This window comes from Streptomyces hamibioticus, from assembly GCF_047946815.1.
Taxonomy (GTDB): domain Bacteria; phylum Actinomycetota; class Actinomycetes; order Streptomycetales; family Streptomycetaceae; genus Streptomyces.
In genome coordinates this window covers 5520473-5537610 of the sequence record NZ_JBKKQY010000001.1, presented here as the reverse complement: position 1 = coordinate 5537610, position 17138 = coordinate 5520473, and the positions used below count along the sequence as shown (strand labels likewise).

Here is a 17138-nt window from a genome sequence, read left to right as displayed (position 1 = left end):
GCCGACACCGGCGGGGTGCGTGCTGCACCGGAAGGCAGGGACACCCGCACGAGGGTCACTCCGCCCTTGGGCGTACCAGGCCGGACTCGTAGGCGATGACCACCAGTTGGGCCCGGTCGCGGGCTCCCAGCTTGGCCATGGCCCGGTTCACGTGGGTCTTCACGGTGAGCGGGCTGACTTCCAGCCGCTCGGCGATCTCGTCGTTGGAGTGCCCGCCGGCCACCTGCACCAGCACCTCGCGCTCCCGCCCGGTCAGGGAGGCCAGGCGTTCGGAGCGGGCGGGGTCGCGGTCGTCGCCGGCGGTGTTCTCCTGGGCGAGGAATCGGGCGATCAGGCCCTTGGTGGCGGCCGGCGACAGCAGGGCGTCGCCGCCGGCCGCGACCCGGATGGCGCTGAGCAGTTCGTCGGGCTCGGAGCCCTTGCCGAGGAAGCCGGAGGCCCCGGCGCGCAGCGACTGCACGACGTAGTCGTCGACCTCGAAGGTGGTCAGGATGACCACCCGGACCCCGGCCAGGTCAGGATCGGCGCTGATCATCCGGGTGGCGGCGAGGCCGTCCGTGCCGGGCATGCGGATGTCCATCAGGACCACGTCCGCCCGCTCCTCGCGGGCCAGCCGCACCGCCTCCGCGCCGTCGGACGCCTCGCCGACCACCTCCATGTCGGGCTCGGAGTCGACCAGCACCCGGAAGGCACTGCGCAGCAGCGCCTGGTCGTCGGCGAGCAGGACACGGATCGTCATACGGGGTCCTCCGCGGCGTCTGTGCGGTTGCCGGCCGGCGGGGCGCCGGGCGGCGGATTGTCCACCGGCACGTTCTCGAACGGCAGAATCGCATGGACCCGGAAGCCGCCTCCGTAGCGGGGACCGGTGGTGAGGGTGCCGCGCACCGCGGAGACGCGCTCGCGCATGCCGAGCAGGCCGTGGCCGCCGCCGGCCGCCGGGGCGGTGCCGGCACTCGTACCGCCGGTGCCGGCGCCGCTGCCGTCGTCCAGGACGGTGATCTCGATGTGCTGCCCCACCCGGACGACGCTGACCTCGGCCCTGGCCCGCGGTCCGGCGTGCTTCTGGACGTTGGTGAGGGCCTCCTGGATGACGCGGTAGGCGGCCACGTCCACCGCGGTGGGCAGGGTGGTGCCCTGGTCGGCGCGGGCGACCTCGACGTGCAGACCGGCGCTGCGGAAGGTGCCGGCGAGTTCGTCGAGGCGGTCCATGCCGGGAGCCGGTTCGGTCGGGGCCTTCGGGTCGTCGGACTGGCGGAGCAGGCCGACGGTGGCGCGCAGTTCCTCCAGTGCGGAGCGGCTGGCCTGGCGTACGTGGGCGAGGGCCTCCTTGGCCTGGTCGGGCCGCTTGTCCATGACGTGGGCGGCGACCCCGGCCTGCACGTTGACCAGCGCGATGTGGTGGGCGACGACGTCGTGCAGGTCGCGGGCGATGCGCAGGCGTTCCTCGGCGACCCGGCGGCGGGCCTCCTCCTCGCGGGTGCGCTCGGCCTTCTCCGCCCGCTCCCGGATGGCCTGCACGACGGCCCGGCGGCTGCGCACCGCGTCCCCGGCGGTGGCGCCGATGCCGGTCCAGGCGAAGACCGCCAGGTTCTCCTGGGCGTACCAGGGCAGCGGCCCGGCGATCATGGCCGCGCCGGTCAGCACGGTCATGGTGAGCAGGCCGATCCGCCACGTGGTGGGGCGGTCGGTGGTGGCGGCGACGGTGTAGAGGGCGACGACGGCCGCCATCACGACGGGTGCGCGCGGGTCGCCGGTGACGCTCTCGACGAGGGAGACCACGCCGGTCAGGGCGAGGACCGGCTTCGGGGCGCGGCGGCGGAAGACGAGCGCCGCCGCGCCGAGCGTCATCAGGACCAGGCTGAACGGGTCCGGGGTGCGTACGCCCCAGGTGACGCCGTCCGGGCCGTGCGGGTCCGCGAAGGAGCCGGCCACCATGCAGGCCAGTACGGCGGCGGCGAGGGCGGCGTCCAGGGCGAGGGGATGCGCGCCGAGCCGGCAGCGGGCGCGCGCGATGGTGCTCACGCGGGTTCACGGTAGCGGGGGTGGGCGTCGGCGGATACGGCACCCGGCGTGGGTGTGGGCCCCGCCGGGGGCTGCCGCCCCCAGACCCCCGCTTCGGCCTGGACGGCCTCGTCCTCAGACGCCGGACGGGCTGACAGTCACCGGCGCTCCCCGGGCACCCGGGATCGAGTCGCCGCCCGCCCCGAGCACCGGACGCGCAGAAGCCGGCGGCACTGCCCGCACACCCGGAATCGAATCGCCGGCCCCGGACGCCGGTCCGTGTGGTGCTCGGGGACGGTGGCCGGTCAGGCGCCGGGGATGAGGCCGTCTTCGCTCAGAAGTTCCTGTACGTCCTGCAAGGTGGCGTCCGGAGCCGGGAGGATCAGGTCCGACGGCTCCAGGAAGTCGTCCGGGAGTGGCTCGCCCAGCTCCCGGACCTTGTCCAGCAGCGCCTGGAGGGTGCGGCGGAAGCCCGGTCCGTCGCCGTTCTCCATCTCGGCCTGGAGCTCGTCGTCCAGTTTGTTCAGCTCGGCGAGGTGGCTGTCGGCCAGCCTCACCTGCCCCTCCCCCATGATCCGTACGATCATGTCGCCCTCCTAGGCGTGGGCTACTGCTTGTCGAAGCGCGGGGTGTCCTGCGGCTGCTGCTGGGGCTGCTGCGACTGGCTGCCGCCCTCGATGGCCTGCTGCTGCCCACCGGTCGAGCCTCCGGCCAGCTCCGCCTTCATGCGCTGCAGCTCCAGCTCTACATCCGTACCACCGGAGAGGCGGTCCAGCTCGGCCTGGATGTCGTCCTTGTGCATGCCCGAGGGGTCGTCCAGGGCGCCGGAGGCGAGCAGTTCGTCGATCGCACCGGCCCGCGCCTGGAGCTGGGCGGTCTTGTCCTCGGCCCGCTGGATGGCCAGGCCGACGTCGCCCATCTCCTCGGAGATGCCCGAGAACGCCTCGCCGATCCGGGTCTGGGCCTGGGCCGCGGTGTACGTGGCCTTGATCGTCTCCTTCTTCGTACGGAAGGCGTCGACCTTGGCCTGGAGCCGCTGGGCCGCAAGGGTGAGTTTCTCCTCCTCACCCTGGAGCGTGGCGTGCTGCGTCTCCAGGTCGGTCACCTGCTGCTGGAGGGCGGCGCGGCGGGAGAGCGCCTCGCGGGCCAGGTCCTCGCGGCCCAGCGCGAGCGCCTTGCGGCCCTGGTCCTCCAGCTTGCCGGACTGCGACTGGAGCTGATTGAGCTGCAGCTCCAGACGCTTGCGGCTGGTCGCCACGTCGGCGACACCACGGCGCACCTTCTGCAGCAGCTCCAGCTGCTTCTGGTACGAGTAATCGAGGGTCTCGCGCGGATCCTCGGCCCGGTCAAGGGCCTTGTTCGCCTTCGCGCGGAAGAGCATCCCCATACGCTTCATGACACCGCTCATGGGCTTCGCGCGCCCCCTTCTGACCGACTCCAGCTCCAGCGACTGCAACAGAACCCACAGTACGGGCCCTGCATCCATTACCGCACTGTTCGGGGACGGATGCGCTCATCCCCAAGGACGACTGCGTACGCTCCTGATCCGGCGTGAGGAGTAGGTGACGGTCGGGGTGCACGCAGTGCCTCCACGATGTCTCCTCGACTTTTCGCCGACTTTTCGCCGACTTCCCGCCGGCTTCTCGATGTCCCCTCTGTCCCCTTACAGACGACTGGCGTTGCCGGATCGTTCCCCGCGGGGCTGGGGCCTAAGCCTCCGACCCCGTACCCTTGGGTTTTGTGTTCCGTAGCCGTGCCAAGGAAGAGAAGGCCCCCGCCGACAAGGCGCCGGTGACCGACTCCAAGCAGATCCGCGACCCGCAGGCCCCCAAGGGCCGCCCGACGCCCAAGCGCAGTGAGGCGCGTACCCAGCGCCGCAGCGTCGCCAACACGCCGATGACGCGCAAGGAGGCCGCCAAGCGGTCCCGCGAGGAGCGCCGCACCGCGCTGGAGCGCCAGCGCCAGGCGCTGGCCAGCGGCGACGAGCGGTACCTGCCGGCTCGTGACAAGGGCCCGGTCCGCCGCTTCGCCCGTGACTTCATCGACTCGCGGTTCAACATCGCGGAGTACTTCCTGCCGATGGCCGTGCTCATCCTGGTGCTGAGCATGATCCGGGTGGCGTCGTTGCAGAACATCGCGCTGCTGCTGTGGCTGGTCGTGATCGTGATGATCGTGCTCGACTCGTTCGTCAGCGGCTTCCGGCTGAAGAAGGCGCTGCGCGAGCGCTTCCCCGACGACAACAAGCGCGGTGCGGTCGCCTACGCGATCATGCGTTCCCTCCAGATGCGTCGGCTGAGGCTGCCGAAGCCGCAGGTCAAGCGCGGAGAGCGGCCCTGACCACGACGCCGTTCCCGGCGGGCGCGGCGCCGGCCGGGCCGAGCGGGCTGCGTGACGTCGTCCGCCAGGAGCTGGTGGCCCGGCAGCTCGACGAGCAGCTGGCCGGGCGGTTCCCGGTGGGGAAGCGGCTGCGGGTGCTCGATGTGGGCATGGGGCGTGGCGCGCAGGCGTTGCGGCTGGCCCGGATCGGGCATCAGGTGACCGGCCTGGAGCAGGACCCGGTGCTGATCGCCGCGGCGCGCGACGCGCTGGCCGGGCAGCCCGCGGGCATCCGGGAGCGGATGCGGATCATCGAGGGCGACGGCCGGGACACCGGCGTGCACTTCCTGCCGGGCAGCTTCGACGTGGTGCTGTGCCACGGGGTGCTGATGTACGTCGAGGAGCCCGACCCCCTGCTGGCCGGGCTGGCGCGGATGCTCGCGCCGGGCGGTCTGCTGTCACTGCTGGTGCGCAACGGCGACGCCCTGGCGATGCGGCCGGGCCTGCACGGCGACTGGACGGGCGCGCTGACCGCTCTGGACACCGCCGCGGCCCTTCCCCACCCACGGGTCGCCGCTGACGCGGAGCGAGGTGCTCCGGTCCGGCCGGGGCCGGGCGTGCGGGCGGACCGGCGGGGGGCCCTGACCGCGACCCTCGCGGGCATCGGCGCCCCGCTGCACAGCTGGTACGGCGTCCGCGTCTTCACGGACACCGCCGGCGACGACGCCCCGGCCCCGGACGACCTGGAGACCCTGCTGGCGGTCGAGGAACGGGCCGGGCGGACCGACCCCTACCGGGGAGTGGCGGCGCTGCTGCATCTGTGCGGAGTGCGCGGCTGACCGGTACGCGCCCGGCTTTCGCGGCCGGCCCGGTGCAGAGCGCGCGGCTTGGACCGGTGGCCGGCACGGCCAGGACAGGTGCCGTGCGGAGTGCGCGGCCGAGCCCGGTGCACGGCTCTGGTGGCCGAGCCCGGTGCACGGCTTTCGCGGCCGCGCCCGTTCGGGGGATCACCGGGGGCCCGGTGAGCGTGCTGCGGTGAGACTGCGGGCATGGACGCCCCGCCCTGCCGCGCCGTACGGCTCACCGCCCCCGTCGCCGCTCTCGTGTGCTGCCTGCTGCTGCTCGCCGGGTGCACGGGGCCGGACTCGCCGGGTGCGGGACCGGGACGGGAGGGCGACGGGGCGGCGACCGCCCGGGCCGCCCCGCCGACGGCGGCCAACGATCTCCAGGACGACTACCAGCGGGTGATCGACGACGTGCTGCCGTCGGTGGTGCAGATCCAGGCCCGCGACGACCTGGGCTCCGGCGTCGTGTACGACGACCAGGGCCACGTCGTCACCAACGCGCACGTCGTCGGGGACGCGAGGTCCTTCCGGGTCACCACGGCCAACAGCGAGGAGCCGCTCGCAGCCACGCTGGTCTCCTCGTACCCCGAGCAGGACCTCGCCGTGATCAAGCTGGACCGGTTGCCCGACGGGGTGAAGGCGGCCCGCTTCGGGGACTCCGCGAGGGTCGAGGTCGGGCAGATCGTGCTGGCGATGGGCTCGCCGCTCGGGCTGTCGTCGAGCGTGACGCAGGGCATCGTCTCGGCGACCGGCCGGACCGTCACCGAGAGGGGCGGCGGCGGGGGCACCGGCGCGACCATCCCCAACATGGTGCAGACGTCGGCCGCCATCAACCCCGGCAACAGCGGCGGCGCCCTGGTGAACCTGGACGGACAGGTCATCGGTATCCCGACGCTCGCCGCGATCGACCCCGGCCTCGGCGACAGCCAGGCGCCCGGCATCGGGTTCGCCATCCCGGCCTCGATGGTGCGTACGGTCGCCGACCAGATCATCGAGCACGGCCGGGTCACCGACTCCGGCCGGGCCGCCCTCGGCATCGTCGGCCGCACCGTCATCGACGCCGGCTACCGGGCCAGCGGCGTGGCCGTCGTCGAGGTGGAGGACGGCGGGGCCGCCGACGACGCGGGCATCCGGGCCGGGGACGTCATCACCGGGCTGGGCGGCACGGACATCACCACCATCACCTCGCTCGCCGAGGCGCTGGCGTCGATGCGGCCGGGCGACCGGACGACGGTGACGTTCACGCGCGACGGCGACCGGCGGACGGTCGACGTGAGGCTGGGCGAGCACTGAGCCGGACGGCGTGCGAGGGATGCGAGGGAGGGGGGAGGAGAGAGGGGCGGGGGCGGCCCGCGTGGTGGACCGCCCCCGCCCGGACCGGCCGAAGGCCGATCGGCCGGACGGCTAGGCCTGCTCGGCGTGCAGGCTCATCGGCCCGTAGATCTCCGTGGCGTCCTCGAACAGCCGCACCTGGTCGGCGCCGCCCTCCTGGAGGGCCTTCCAGTGCTCCCCGATCCAGGACTCGGCATCTCCCTGCGTGGTGAACTCCTCCGGCTGCACCGCGGGCCGGACCTCCGTCCCGTCGGCCGTCTCGAACCGCCACGTCCATGCCGCCATGTACGCCTCCCAGGTGTGAGCACATGCAGAGCGGGACCGGGATCTTGGTCCGGTTCCCGCCCGCAGCTTATGTGCTCAGCCACGTACCCCGTACCGGGCCGTCTGACGACGACGGGGCCCGAGGGGGGCGTCGAGCGCGCAGGTCGCTCGGCGACCGGGGAAAATCGGGGCGTGGACGTGACTCTGCTCGGCACCGGTGCCCCCGCGGGACTCCCCCGCCCCGACTGTCCCTGCGCGGCCTGCGCCGTCGCGCTCGGCGAGGACGCGCGCGCGGCGACGGCGCTCCTCGTGGACGGGGCGCTGCTGCTCGATCTGACGCCGGGTGCGGCGTTCGCCGCGGCGCGGGCCGGTCATTCGCTCGGCGGTGTGGCGCAGGTGCTGTTGTCCCATCCGCACGACGGTCCGCCGGTGGAGGTGCCGGCCGGGCTGCCGCAGCCGGGGCGGGTGCCGGACGGCCGGGAGCTGGCGCTGCTGACGGGGCACCGGGTGCGGGCGGTGGCTCTGGACGCGCCCGGCACGGGCTACGCGGTGACCGGCCCCGACGGGCAGCGGCTGCTGTATCTGCCGCCGGGCGGCGCGCCGGCCGGGCTGGAGGAGCCCGCCGAGCCCTACGACATGGTCCTCGCGGACGTGGTGGGCCGGCCGGACGCGCTGGTGAAGCTGCGGGCGGTGGGCGCGGTGGGGCCGACCACGGACGTGGTCGCCGTCCACCTGGGGCACGAGGTGCCGCCGGGCCCGGAGCTGCGCCGGCGGCTCGCGGCGGCGGGGGCGCGGGCGGTGCCGGACGGGTCGACGCTGACGGTGGGCGTGTACGAGTTCGTCCCGGACGTGCCGCGCCGGACGCTGGTGCTGGGCGGGGCGCGGTCGGGCAAGTCGGTGGAGGCGGAGCGGCGGCTGGAGGCCTTCCCCGGGGTGCTGTACGTGGCGACGGGCGGCACGCGCGGCGGGGACGGTGAGTGGGCGGCGCGGGTGTCCGCCCACCGGGAGCGGCGGCCGGGGTCGTGGCGGACGGTGGAGACGTGCGACCTGGTGCCGCTGCTGAAGGACGACGGGCCGCCGCTGCTCGTCGACTGCCTGTCGCTGTGGCTGACGGACGCGATGGACGCCGTCGGGGCGTGGGACGACGCGGAGTGGGCGGACGGTGGGGAGCGGGCGCTGCGCGGCCGGGTGCGGGAGCTGACGGACGCGGTGCGCGCCACCCGGCGGACCGTGGTCGCCGTGTCGAACGAGGTGGGCTCGGGGATCGTGCCGGCCACCGCGTCGGGCCGCCGGTACCGGGACGAACTGGGGCGGCTCAACGCGGCGTTCGCCGCGGAGTGCGAGCAGGTGCTGCTCGTGGTGGCGGGACAGGCGCTGGTGCTCCGGGGCTGACGGGCCTCGTGCTACGGGGCTGACGGTCCCTCGTGCTCCGTGGCCGAGGGCTCCCGCGGCCCGGGCGGCCCGGGCGGCATCGGCGGTACGGGCGGGGCGGGCGGCATCGGCGGGGGTGCCTGGTGTGCCGGGGGTGTGGGGGCTCCGGGGGATGCTGGCGGTACAGGCGGTACAGGCGGTACTGGCAGGACAGGCCGTACTGGTGGTGCGGGGGCGACCGGAGGTGCGGGGAGCGCAGGGGGTGCCGGCTCCTTGCGGGCGATGACGCGGGGCGAGCGGGCGGGGGTGAGCACCGTGCAGCCAAGGGCGCGCAGGTCGGCGCGCAGGTGGGCCGACGGCCGGGTGGCGAGCGGGTGCGGGGACAGCCCGCGCGGGTCGGTGACGTCGACGAGCAGATGGCCGCCGGGGCGGAGCACGTGCAGGGCGGCGCGCAGCGCGGCGCGGGGATCCGGGGTGCTCTCCAGGTGGTGGAAGAGGCTGACGACGTCGTAGCGGGCGCGCAGCCGGGCCGCGATGTGCGGGTCCGTCAGCCGCCCGACGTACGCCTCCTCGACGCGCTCGGCGGCGCGGGCCCGCAGGACGCGGTGGGTGGGGTCCAGGCCGTCGAAGGACGTGTAGGGGAAGAGGCGGCGGGCCGTCAGCGGGAAGTCGGCGTCGCCGGTGCCCACGTCCAGCCAGCTCTCCGGCTCGGGGCTGCGGCGCAGCAGCGCGCGGGCGGCGAGCAGGTGCCGGAGGCGGACGCCGGCCCGGACCACCGGGCCGTCCGGGCGTTCCCGTCCCGGGGTGACCGGGGGGTTGTGGAAGGTGTGGCGGCAGTCCCGGCACTGCTCCAGGGCGGAGCGGCCGCCCGGCACGGGCCGGCGCGGGTCGCCGCCGCGCCGGCGGGTGAGCAGCCGCCGGGATCCGCACCAGGGGCAGTCCTCGCGGCGCGGCTCGTGGAGGGGCACGGGGGGTACGGGGCGTGCGGACGGCGGGGACGGTGCGGCCATGCGGTGGCTCCCGGGCGAGGCGGGCGGGGACACAGAGGGACGTACGGCGACGTACGGCGCTCCGCGTTTCGCCGACATTCCGCTGCAAAACGGAACGTATGGGATACCGATCTTGGGTGCAACGAGGCCGCCCCAGCGAGGTTGCGGTGTGGCGCCGTGGTGTTCGACCGGGGCCGGTACTGTTCGGCGAATGAGCTCGCTGAATCTCGACGACTTCACCGATCTGATCGAGCGCCCGGACGGCGGGGTGCGCCGCGACGCGGAGGCGCGCCGGGAGCGTCAGGTCGTGCCGCCCGGATCGCTGGGCCGGCTGGACGACCTGGGTGAGTGGCTGGCGGCGGCGCAGTCGGCCGTACCGGTGCGGCCGGTGGAACGGCCCCGGGTGGTGCTCTTCGCCGGCGACCACAAGGTCGCCGAGCTGGGTGTGTCGGCGCGGCCCGCGGGCGGTGCCGACGAACTGGTGCGCGAGGTGCTGGAGGGCGGCCGGCCGGTGTCCGTGCTCGCGCGGCGCCTGGGCGTGCCGGTGCGCGTGGTGGACATGGCCCTGGACTGCGACCCGGAGTCGCTGCCTGCCGAGGTCGTCCGGCACCGGGTGCGGCGCGGCGGCGGGCGGATCGACGTCGAGGACGCGCTGACCCTCGAGGAGGCGGAGGCCGCGTTCCGGGCCGGGGTCGCGGTGGCCGACGAGGAGGCCGACTCGGGTACGGATCTGGTGGTGCTCGGCGATGTGAGCGTGGGCGGCACGACGGCGGCGGGCGTCCTGGTGGCGGCGCTGTGCGGGACCGACGCCTCCGTCGTCACCGGGCGGGGCGGGCTGGCCGTCGACGACCTGGCCTGGATGCGCAAGTGCGCGGCGATCCGGGACGCGCTGCGCCGGGCCCGGCCCGTGCTCGGCGACCAGCTCCACCTGCTGGCCACGGTGGGCGGTGCCGACCTGACCGCGATGACGGGCTTCCTGCTCCAGGCCGCGGTGCGCAAGATGCCGGTGATCCTGGACGGGGTGGTGACCGCCGCGTGCGCGCTGGTCGGGCAGCGGATCGCGTTCCGGGCGCCGGACTGGTGGCTGGCCGCGCACGACAGCGGGGAGCCCGGTCAGGCCAAGGCGCTGGACCGGATGGCCATGGAACCCCTGCTGTCCCACGGTGTGACCGTCGGGGAGGGCGCGGGGGGCCTGCTGGCGCTGCCCCTGGTCCAGGCCGCGGCGGCACTCGCGGCGGAACTCCCTGAACTCACGGAACGGCCGGAGGAGCCCGAGCCCGCCGCCGAGCCGGCCGCCGACGCCGAGCGGCCGGAGAACGCGCAGTCGGCGTAGCCGCCGCCGTCGCACGGACGAGAACCGCCCGATGTCCGCACTCGCCCGCTGGGCCCGCGCCGAATGGGGGCCGCTGTGCGCGGCGGTGCGCGCCACGTCGGTCCGGCGGCGCCGGTGGGCCCTCCCGATGACGCTCGGGGCGGTCGGGCTGACGGCCGTACTGCACCTCGTGCACCAGCAGCCGTGGGGCTACGGCTTCGTGCAGGGCGCCGGGGCCGTGCGTGCCGCCGACCCTCTGTGGCTCGCCCTGCTGCGCACCCCGCTGTCGGTGTTCGTGCCGGCGCTGGACCTGCCGGCGTGGGGCGCGCTCGCGCAGCCTGCTCGTGTTCGGGCTCGCCGAACTCTGTCTGGGCCGGCGTCACGCCCTCGCCGTCGCCTGCCTGGCCACCCTCGCCGGCACGCTCTACGCCCGGGTGGGCGTCCGGCTGGGCCCGGACGTCCCGCTGCTGGGCCTGCCGGCCTCGGACGCGCGGGTGGTGGACACCGGCCCGTCGGCGGCGGTGGTGGGCCTCGCGGTGTATCCGGGGTGGCGCCACCGGGCGTACGTCACGGCCGCGGCGGTCGTACTGGCCATGGTGGCCGAGGTGCTGGTGGAGCCGAACCTGGCCGGAAAGGAGCACCTCGCCGCGATCGCCGCCGTCCTGGTGCTGTGCGGGGCGTCGGAGCTGCGTCGGCGGCGGTCCGGGGGGCGGGCCGGCGCGGGGTCCGGACGGCCGCCGATCCAGTCCTGAACCGTACGGCTGGGCCCGGCCCAGCGGCGGTCGTGGCGGCCCGCGCGCAGGGCGGCCTTCGCGCGGGCGCGCGGGCGACGGCCGTGGAGGCGGCGCGCCCACGGTGAGCCGGGGCGGGCCAGGCGGACCGCCCCGACCAGGGCGACCAGCGGGATCACCGCTCCGAAGACGGCCAGCCGCACCTTGCCCTTGCTCAGGGCGATCAGCGCGAAGAGGAACTCGGTACACGTCGTTCAGGTGCAGGATCAGCGCGAACTCGTCCAGGAGCAGACCCGCGCCGACACCGAAGACCACCGCGGCGGCGGCGGGGCCGAAGCCGTGCCGGCCGACGGCGACCGCGCCGAAGCCGCCGATGACGGTGAGGACGATGCCGGGCACCACGTGGTGGATGTGCAGCCCGCCGGCCCGCACATTGCCGAAGGGGCCCTTGCCGGCCCGGATGAGGCGCGTGATGACGCGGGTGACGACGAAGGTCAGGACGAAGGCGGTGAGGGCGAGGACCAGCGGCAGCTTGCCGGGTTCGACGAGGTTGCGATGCCACCAATCTCCCATGTCGGAACATTAAGGTCATATGCCCGGCGGCGCCCCGGTGACCGGCGGGTAGGCTGCGCCGGTGCTCAGGAACCCCTCCTCCGACGGCCTCCGGTTCGCCTTCGGCACGCTCACCGTGCTCCCGGTCCGGGTGACCCGCTGGGACCGCCCGGCCGCGCGCGGCGGCATGCTGTGTGCCCCGCTGGCGGGCCTGGTGGTGGGCGCCGCTGCCGCCGCCGTCGGGCTCCCGCTGCTGCTCCTCGGCGCGGGCCCGCTGCTCGCCGCCGTCGGCACGGCCGCCGTGCCGGCGGTGCTGACCCGGGGTCTGCACCTGGACGGGCTGGCCGACACCGCGGACGGGCTCGGCAGCGGAAAGCCCGCCGAGGACGCACTGCGGATCATGAAGCGGTCGGACATCGGCCCGTTCGGCGTGCTCGCCCTCGTCCTGGTGCTGCTGGGCCAGGTCGCCGCGCTCGCCCAGGCCTACGAGGCCTCCTGGGCGCGGGGGGCCTTCGCGGCCGTCGTCTCGGCGGCCGCCGCCCGGCTGGCGCTGACCCTGGCGGCCCGTGCCGGGGTCCCGGCGGCGCGTCCGGAGGGGCTCGGCGCGGCGGTCGCCGGGGTGGTCCCGGTGGGCGGGGCGCTGGGGGTGGCCGCGGCCGTGGTGCTGGGCACCGCCGCTGTGGGCGGGGCCTTCGGGCCGTACGCCGCGGCACGGGCGGCGCTCGCGGTGGTCGTCGCCGTCGCCGCCGCCGAACTCCTGCTGCGGCACTGCGTCCGCCGCTTCGGCGGGGTCACCGGTGACGTCTTCGGCGGCCTGGCGGAGACGGCGGCCACGACCGCACTCGTCGTGCTGGTGCTGGGCTGAGCGCCCCCGCCGCACTCAGCAGGCCCGGCGCCACACCCCCAGTTCGTACTTCTTCTGCAGCGAACTCAGCCCGAGTTCCCGGGACCGGTCGCAGAAGCGGTCGGCCGGCAGCTCGTACTCGACGTGGAAGACGGCCTTGCCCGCGTCGACGAACGGCTTCAGGGCCGCGCACTCGCCGTACTGGGCGCACTGCTCGTTGACCGCGAAGTCGAAGTCGTCCACCAGCTGCGGAATCTGGTCCAGGTCGTTCTTCAGGCCCACGGCCAGGCCCCGGTCGTGGGCCAGCTTCGCGATCAGCCGGTTGTAGCGGAGCTGGTCGGCGGCGGTCAGCGGGAAGCCGGTGTCGTTCCGGTAGCCGTCCATGTTGTCCGGCTCCACCGCGTCGAAGCCCTTCTCGCGGCACATGTCGATGCGCTCGGCCATCAGCGGCTCCAGGACGTCGGTGCGGCGGATGTCCAGCCAGCGCTCGCCCTCCCAGCCGTTGCCGCGGCCCAGCACGGACTCGGGGAACTCGTCGGCGTCCGGGCGGAACTCCTCCCAGGCGCCGGTGGACAGGTAGCAGATGACCTTGCGGCCGTCGGCGTGCAGGGCGGCGACCGTGTCGGCGGAGTGGTCGAAGCCGTCGATGTCGTAGACGGGCACGTCCACGGAGGTGTCGAGCCGCCCGCTGAGCTGCCACTGCCAGGCGGTGCCGGGACGCGGCCGCCAGCGTTCGCCGTCCTCGCGCGCTCTCCCGTCCGGTGCGTCCGGTGGCTTCGGGGCCTGCGGGGACGACGTGCAGCCGGCCAGGGCCAGCAGCAGGAGGGCGACGAGCAGCGCCGGGCGTTTCACGGGACGGGCTCCAGGGTGTGCGGCAACGTACCCCAGGGATGATCTCCCGTCCCCGGCACCGCGCAGTGCACCGAGGCGCCCCGGGCGCGGGCCAGGCCCTCCGGGTCCACGCCAGCCGGCACCCCGTACACCAGATGGCACAGCCGCACCCCGGCTCCGCCCGGCCAGGGCTCGGCGGGCAGCTCGCGGTACGACGCCCAGGTCCCCTCGAAGGTGACGAGGACGTCGGCGATCCGGGCGTACGACGGATGCGGCGGGGTGCCGTGGTTCAGCACGAGCGTGCCGCAGCCGAGCCCCCAGGCCGCGACCGCGAGCCGCTGGTAGTGGGCGAACTCGGCAGGGGCGGCGGCCACCTGGTCGAGGAAGATCCCGTCGGCGCCGTACCAGTCGCGGTGCCGGGCGAGATCGCGGACGACCTCGCTGTGCGGGCGGCGGCCGTAGCCGGTGTCGGCGTAGCCGAGGACCGGCACGCCGGCGTCCCGCAGCCGGGCCGCGGTCTCGGCGAAGGCCGCGTCGGGCCGGTCGCCGGGGCCGCTGGCCGGGTTGAGGACGACGCCGTACAGGCGGAGCGCCGCGGCGACGACGGCGTCCCATTCGGCGGGGCGGACGGACGGGTGCTCGTAGTACGGCACCAGCAGGCTGCGGGAATCCGGGGCGTTCATCGGTGGGCGGTCGCCCTCCCCAGCAGGACGCAGACCAGGCCGGCCTGGACGGCGGCCGCCGTGCCGTACACCGCCAGGGCGGTGCCGTGCGGGCCGCCCGCCCCGGCGAGCAGTGCCAGTGTCTGGGCGAGCGCCGCCGCGCAGCAGACCGCCGCCGCGCCCAGCACCGCGCCGAAGGACTGCAGCAGCAGGCCGGTCCACAGCACCACGCCCAGCAGGAGCAGCCCGGCCAGGCGCACACCGCCGAGGCCGGGGGCGTGCGGCCACAGGGCCGAGACGGCCAGGGCGAGGGCGAGCAGGGCGGCGAGATAGGCGGACAGGCAGGTGAGGCCCGTGCGTGCCGTGGCCCGGCGGAAGGCGCGCAGGGTGCTGGTGGAGCGCAGTCCGGCGAGGCTGCCGCTGCGGAAGCGGTACAGCAGCCACTCGGCCGGGCCCATGCTCAGCGTGAGTGCCACGGCCGCCGGTGCGGCGACGGCACCGTGCTCCCGGCCCGTGAGGACGTCGCCGAGCGCCGCGTACAGCACGAGGACGCCGGTGCCGAGGCCGAACAGGGCGTACGGCAGGGAGCCGGTGAGCCAGGGCGGGCTGCTGCGCCGCTCCCGGGGCGGGGCCCCGAGGGCGCCGAAGGGCAGCAGGGCGGTGAGCCCGGCGGTCCACGAGCCGTTGCCGAAGCCCGTGACGGCGGGGGCCACCTCCCTGAGCGCGAGGGCGGCCACCACGGTGAGCGACCCGAGCAGCAGGAGCAGCCGCCCCGTCTCCGGTACCGGGGTCACCGGCAGCGCGGCGGCACCGGCGGCCACCGGCAGCAGCGCGGCGAGCAGGGCCCGTTCCCGGCCCATGACCAGCAGGACGGTCGCCGCGCCCAGGTAGCAGGACTGCCCGGCGGCGAAGGCGGCGGCGCCGGTGCCGGCCGGGCCCGCGAACGCCAGGGCGACCAGGGAGCCGAGCAGCGCGCCGGCCGGGGCGCCCAGCAGCAGCGCGCGGCGGGCGGCGCAGCGGTCGCCGAGACCGAGCCAGGAGTACGCCCGGTGGGCCAGGCCCTGGTTCCAGGTCCAGCCGCACAGGGCGCCGGCCAGCAGCGGCACGGTGCCCGCCGGAAGGCCGAAGTCCCGGGAGCCGGTGCCGAGCAGGGGTGCTCCGAGGACGTAGGCGAGGCCGGGGAGGGCGAAGACGACGCCGCGCAGCAGACAGCCGAGGAGGCCGGTCTGCCAGGGGTCGTGGAGGGGGCCGGCCGGTTCGGGGTAGCGGCGTTCGACGCGTTCGTAGAGCGTCTCGGCGAGCGCGAAGGAGTCCTTCACGCCGTAGCGCTCGCGAATCTGGTCGTCCGACAGTCCGTCTGACTCCAGCAGCGCGGCTATCTCGTCGGGGTGGACGGCGGCGGCGACGAAGTCGCCGAGGCGGTCGGCGAGTTCGTCGACGGGGTCGGGCTGGGCCCAGCCGGGGGTGCGCTGCCGGGGGATGGCGGGCAGGGTGTGGGGGCGGGCGCCCGGCGGCAGCCACACGTTGCCGCTCACCAGCCGGCCCCTTCCCCGGGCCCCGTCCGGGCGGACGACCCCCACGTCGCGACGGCCGCGTACCAGGGGTCGCGCAGTTCCAGGGTCCAGTCGGCGACCGTCTCCAGGGTGGGTTCGTACACCTCGGGCAGGCCGGCCAGCTCCTGGTAGATGGTGCGGAAGGCGTCGACCGAGCGGCGCAGGGTGAAGCGGTCGATGACCCGCTGCCGGGACAGCTCGCCCAGCCTGCGGCGGCGTTCGCCGTCGCGGAGCAGGGTGAGCGCGGCGGCGGCCATCTTCTCCGGCTCGCGCGGCGGGACGACGAGACCGGTGTCGCCGACGGCCTCGCGCACGCCGCCGACGTCCGTCGAGACCGTCGTACGGCCGCAGGACATGGCCTCGATGAGGGAGAACGGGAATCCCTCGGAGATCGACGACAGCATGACGACGTGCCCGGCGGCGTACGCCCGCCACACCTCGGTGATGCGGCCCTCGAAGGTGAGGCCGTCGGTGACGCCGAGTTCGGCGGCGAGCTTCTCCAGCCGGGTGCGGTAGGCCTCGCCGCCGGGCGGGACCGGGCCGAACAGCCTGAGCCGGGTCTCGGGTATCTCTGCCCGGACCTCGGCGTAGGCGCGGATCAGCGTCTCCAGGTCCTTGATCGGGTCGATCCGGCCGCACCAGCTCAGGGTGGGCACCTCGGGCTCTGGGCCGGCGTGCGGGAAGGCGGCCGGGTCGACGCCGTTGTAGACGGTGCGGATCTTGCCGGCGTCGGCACCGCCGCGCTCCTCCCAGCGGCGGTTGTACTGGTTGCACGGGGTGATCAGGTCGGCGGCGCGGTAGCCCAGGGAGTTCAGTTCGCGGTAGAAGCCGAGCAGGCACGCCTTCACCGGCCAGCGCTGCGCGCCGCTCCGGTACCCGAGGTAGCGCTCGCGCAGGTAGATGCCGTGCTCGGTGAGCAGGAACGGTACGCCGTCCAGCCGCCGGGCGGCGAGCGCGGGGAGGGTGGCCAGGCCGCTGCTGACGGCGTGTGCGACGGAGTCCTCCGGGATGCGGACGCCGAGCGGGCGCAGGGCGTGTTCCAGCAGGTCGGTCGCGGTGAGCGCGTCGTGCACGGTGGGGCGGGCGGCGGCCGTCGGCAGGTGCGGCATCGTCCATGTCCACATCAGCGAGCGCAGCGCCGACTCGGTGCGCATCGCCGCCGTGAGCCGTCCGTCGCGGGCCAGTTCGGCCAGCTCGTAGAGGGCGTCGCCGAAGTCGCAGCCGGATCCGGGGTCGAGGAAGGACAGCAGGAACCGCTCGTAGGTGTCGGTGAAGCGGCGCCGGGCCCTGCCGTACGGGGGCCGGGCGCGGCCGGGGCGCGGGCCCCAGGTCGGGACGGACGTGTGCCGGTAGGCGTTGGGCGGCAGCTCCCAGGTGACGGGTTCGCGGCCGCTGCCGGTGAGCGAGACGATGTGGAAGTCCACCTCCGGCATGCCCCTGACGAGCTGGTCGCACCAGGTGCTGACCCCGCCGTGGACGTGCGGATAGGTGCCTTCGGTGAGCATGGTGACGTGTCGGCCGGTACGCATGCGCTG

16 protein-coding genes and 2 pseudogenes are annotated in these 17138 nt (G+C 75.1%); 7 read left to right on the top strand and 11 right to left on the bottom strand.

The window, feature by feature from the left end; all coding sequences use genetic code 11:
• Window positions 1-55: 55 nt before the first annotated feature.
• The 4 genes from ACLGIH_RS25085 to ACLGIH_RS25070 form a co-directional block, all read right to left on the bottom strand.
• Window positions 56-739, bottom strand: coding sequence for a response regulator (locus ACLGIH_RS25085; protein WP_416527540.1), 684 nt, complete (start codon window positions 737-739; stop codon window positions 56-58).
• Entirely contained in the window at window positions 736-2022 is a 1287-nt protein-coding gene (locus tag ACLGIH_RS25080; RefSeq protein ID WP_416527539.1) for a sensor histidine kinase, read from the bottom strand. Before ACLGIH_RS25080 ends, ACLGIH_RS25085 begins: the two co-directional genes overlap by 4 nt.
• 284 nt (window positions 2023-2306) lie before the next feature.
• Window positions 2307-2588, bottom strand: coding sequence for a PspA-associated protein PspAA (pspAA, locus tag ACLGIH_RS25075; protein WP_416527538.1), 282 nt, complete (start codon window positions 2586-2588; stop codon window positions 2307-2309).
• 20 nt (window positions 2589-2608) lie between these two features.
• On the bottom strand, window positions 2609-3397 hold the full coding sequence (locus tag ACLGIH_RS25070) for a PspA/IM30 family protein (RefSeq protein WP_416527537.1): 789 nt from the start codon (window positions 3395-3397) through the stop codon (window positions 2609-2611).
• A gap of 344 nt (window positions 3398-3741) precedes the next feature.
• On the opposite strand from ACLGIH_RS25070, the gene ACLGIH_RS25065 reads away from it, so the two are divergent.
• The 3 genes from ACLGIH_RS25065 (at window position 3742) to ACLGIH_RS25055 (ending at window position 6455) form a co-directional block, all read left to right on the top strand.
• Window positions 3742-4338 (top strand): DUF3043 domain-containing protein, encoded by a 597-nt coding sequence (locus tag ACLGIH_RS25065; protein ID WP_416527536.1) that lies wholly within the window; start codon window positions 3742-3744, stop codon window positions 4336-4338.
• A 74-nt stretch (window positions 4339-4412) separates the two neighbouring features.
• Window positions 4413-5156, top strand: a complete 744-nt coding sequence (locus tag ACLGIH_RS25060; protein ID WP_416527535.1) for a class I SAM-dependent methyltransferase — start codon at window positions 4413-4415, stop codon at window positions 5154-5156.
• A 210-nt stretch (window positions 5157-5366) separates the two neighbouring features.
• The gene (locus ACLGIH_RS25055; protein ID WP_416527534.1) at window positions 5367-6455 is read left to right on the top strand and encodes a S1C family serine protease; all 1089 of its coding nucleotides are present in this window, start codon (window positions 5367-5369) and stop codon (window positions 6453-6455) included.
• Between the two features lie 111 nt (window positions 6456-6566).
• On the opposite strand, the gene ACLGIH_RS25050 is transcribed toward ACLGIH_RS25055, so the two are convergent.
• Window positions 6567-6779 (bottom strand): hypothetical protein, encoded by a 213-nt coding sequence (locus ACLGIH_RS25050; protein ID WP_416527533.1) that lies wholly within the window; start codon window positions 6777-6779, stop codon window positions 6567-6569.
• A gap of 171 nt (window positions 6780-6950) precedes the next feature.
• Between ACLGIH_RS25050 and ACLGIH_RS25045 the strand changes: the two genes are divergently transcribed.
• Window positions 6951-8150 (top strand): bifunctional adenosylcobinamide kinase/adenosylcobinamide-phosphate guanylyltransferase, encoded by a 1200-nt coding sequence (locus tag ACLGIH_RS25045; RefSeq protein ID WP_416527532.1) that lies wholly within the window; start codon window positions 6951-6953, stop codon window positions 8148-8150.
• An 11-nt stretch (window positions 8151-8161) separates the two neighbouring features.
• Here ACLGIH_RS25045 and ACLGIH_RS25040 read toward each other — a convergent pair whose 3' ends face one another.
• Window positions 8162-9097, bottom strand: coding sequence for a class I SAM-dependent methyltransferase (locus ACLGIH_RS25040; protein WP_416527531.1), 936 nt, complete (start codon window positions 9095-9097; stop codon window positions 8162-8164).
• 232 nt (window positions 9098-9329) lie between these two features.
• On the opposite strand from ACLGIH_RS25040, the gene cobT reads away from it, so the two are divergent.
• The gene (gene cobT / locus ACLGIH_RS25035) at window positions 9330-10451 is read left to right on the top strand and encodes a nicotinate-nucleotide--dimethylbenzimidazole phosphoribosyltransferase (protein WP_416527530.1); all 1122 of its coding nucleotides are present in this window, start codon (window positions 9330-9332) and stop codon (window positions 10449-10451) included.
• Between the two features lie 31 nt (window positions 10452-10482).
• Window positions 10483-11182, top strand: a pseudogene (locus tag ACLGIH_RS25030) (hypothetical protein).
• Here ACLGIH_RS25030 and ACLGIH_RS25025 read toward each other — a convergent pair.
• Window positions 11125-11734: pseudogene (locus tag ACLGIH_RS25025) on the bottom strand (hypothetical protein); the annotation flags it as partial. The pseudogenes ACLGIH_RS25030 and ACLGIH_RS25025 overlap by 58 nt on opposite strands.
• 61 nt (window positions 11735-11795) lie before the next feature.
• Between ACLGIH_RS25025 and ACLGIH_RS25020 the strand changes: the two are divergent.
• Complete coding sequence (locus ACLGIH_RS25020) at window positions 11796-12578, top strand: adenosylcobinamide-GDP ribazoletransferase (RefSeq protein WP_416527529.1); 783 nt, start codon at window positions 11796-11798, stop codon at window positions 12576-12578.
• 15 nt (window positions 12579-12593) lie between these two features.
• Here the strand turns inward: ACLGIH_RS25020 and ACLGIH_RS25015 are convergent, their stop codons facing one another.
• Genes ACLGIH_RS25015 through pelF form a run of 4 tightly spaced genes read right to left on the bottom strand, consistent with a single transcriptional unit; the run spans window position 12594 to window position 17132 of the window.
• Window positions 12594-13409 carry an endo alpha-1,4 polygalactosaminidase gene (locus ACLGIH_RS25015; protein WP_416527528.1) on the bottom strand — a complete coding sequence of 272 codons (816 nt, stop codon included), beginning with the start codon at window positions 13407-13409 and terminating at the stop codon, window positions 12594-12596.
• Window positions 13406-14071 carry a spherulation-specific family 4 protein gene (locus ACLGIH_RS25010; RefSeq protein WP_416527527.1) on the bottom strand — a complete coding sequence of 222 codons (666 nt, stop codon included), beginning with the start codon at window positions 14069-14071 and terminating at the stop codon, window positions 13406-13408. Before ACLGIH_RS25010 ends, ACLGIH_RS25015 begins: the two co-directional genes overlap by 4 nt.
• Window positions 14068-15585: a hypothetical protein gene (locus tag ACLGIH_RS25005; protein ID WP_416527526.1), complete on the bottom strand. Its 1518-nt coding sequence runs from the start codon at window positions 15583-15585 to the stop codon at window positions 14068-14070. Before ACLGIH_RS25005 ends, ACLGIH_RS25010 begins: the two co-directional genes overlap by 4 nt.
• Window positions 15582-17132, bottom strand: coding sequence for a GT4 family glycosyltransferase PelF (gene pelF, locus ACLGIH_RS25000; RefSeq protein ID WP_416527525.1), 1551 nt, complete (start codon window positions 17130-17132; stop codon window positions 15582-15584). Before pelF ends, ACLGIH_RS25005 begins: the two co-directional genes overlap by 4 nt.
• Window positions 17133-17138: the final 6 nt, after the last annotated feature.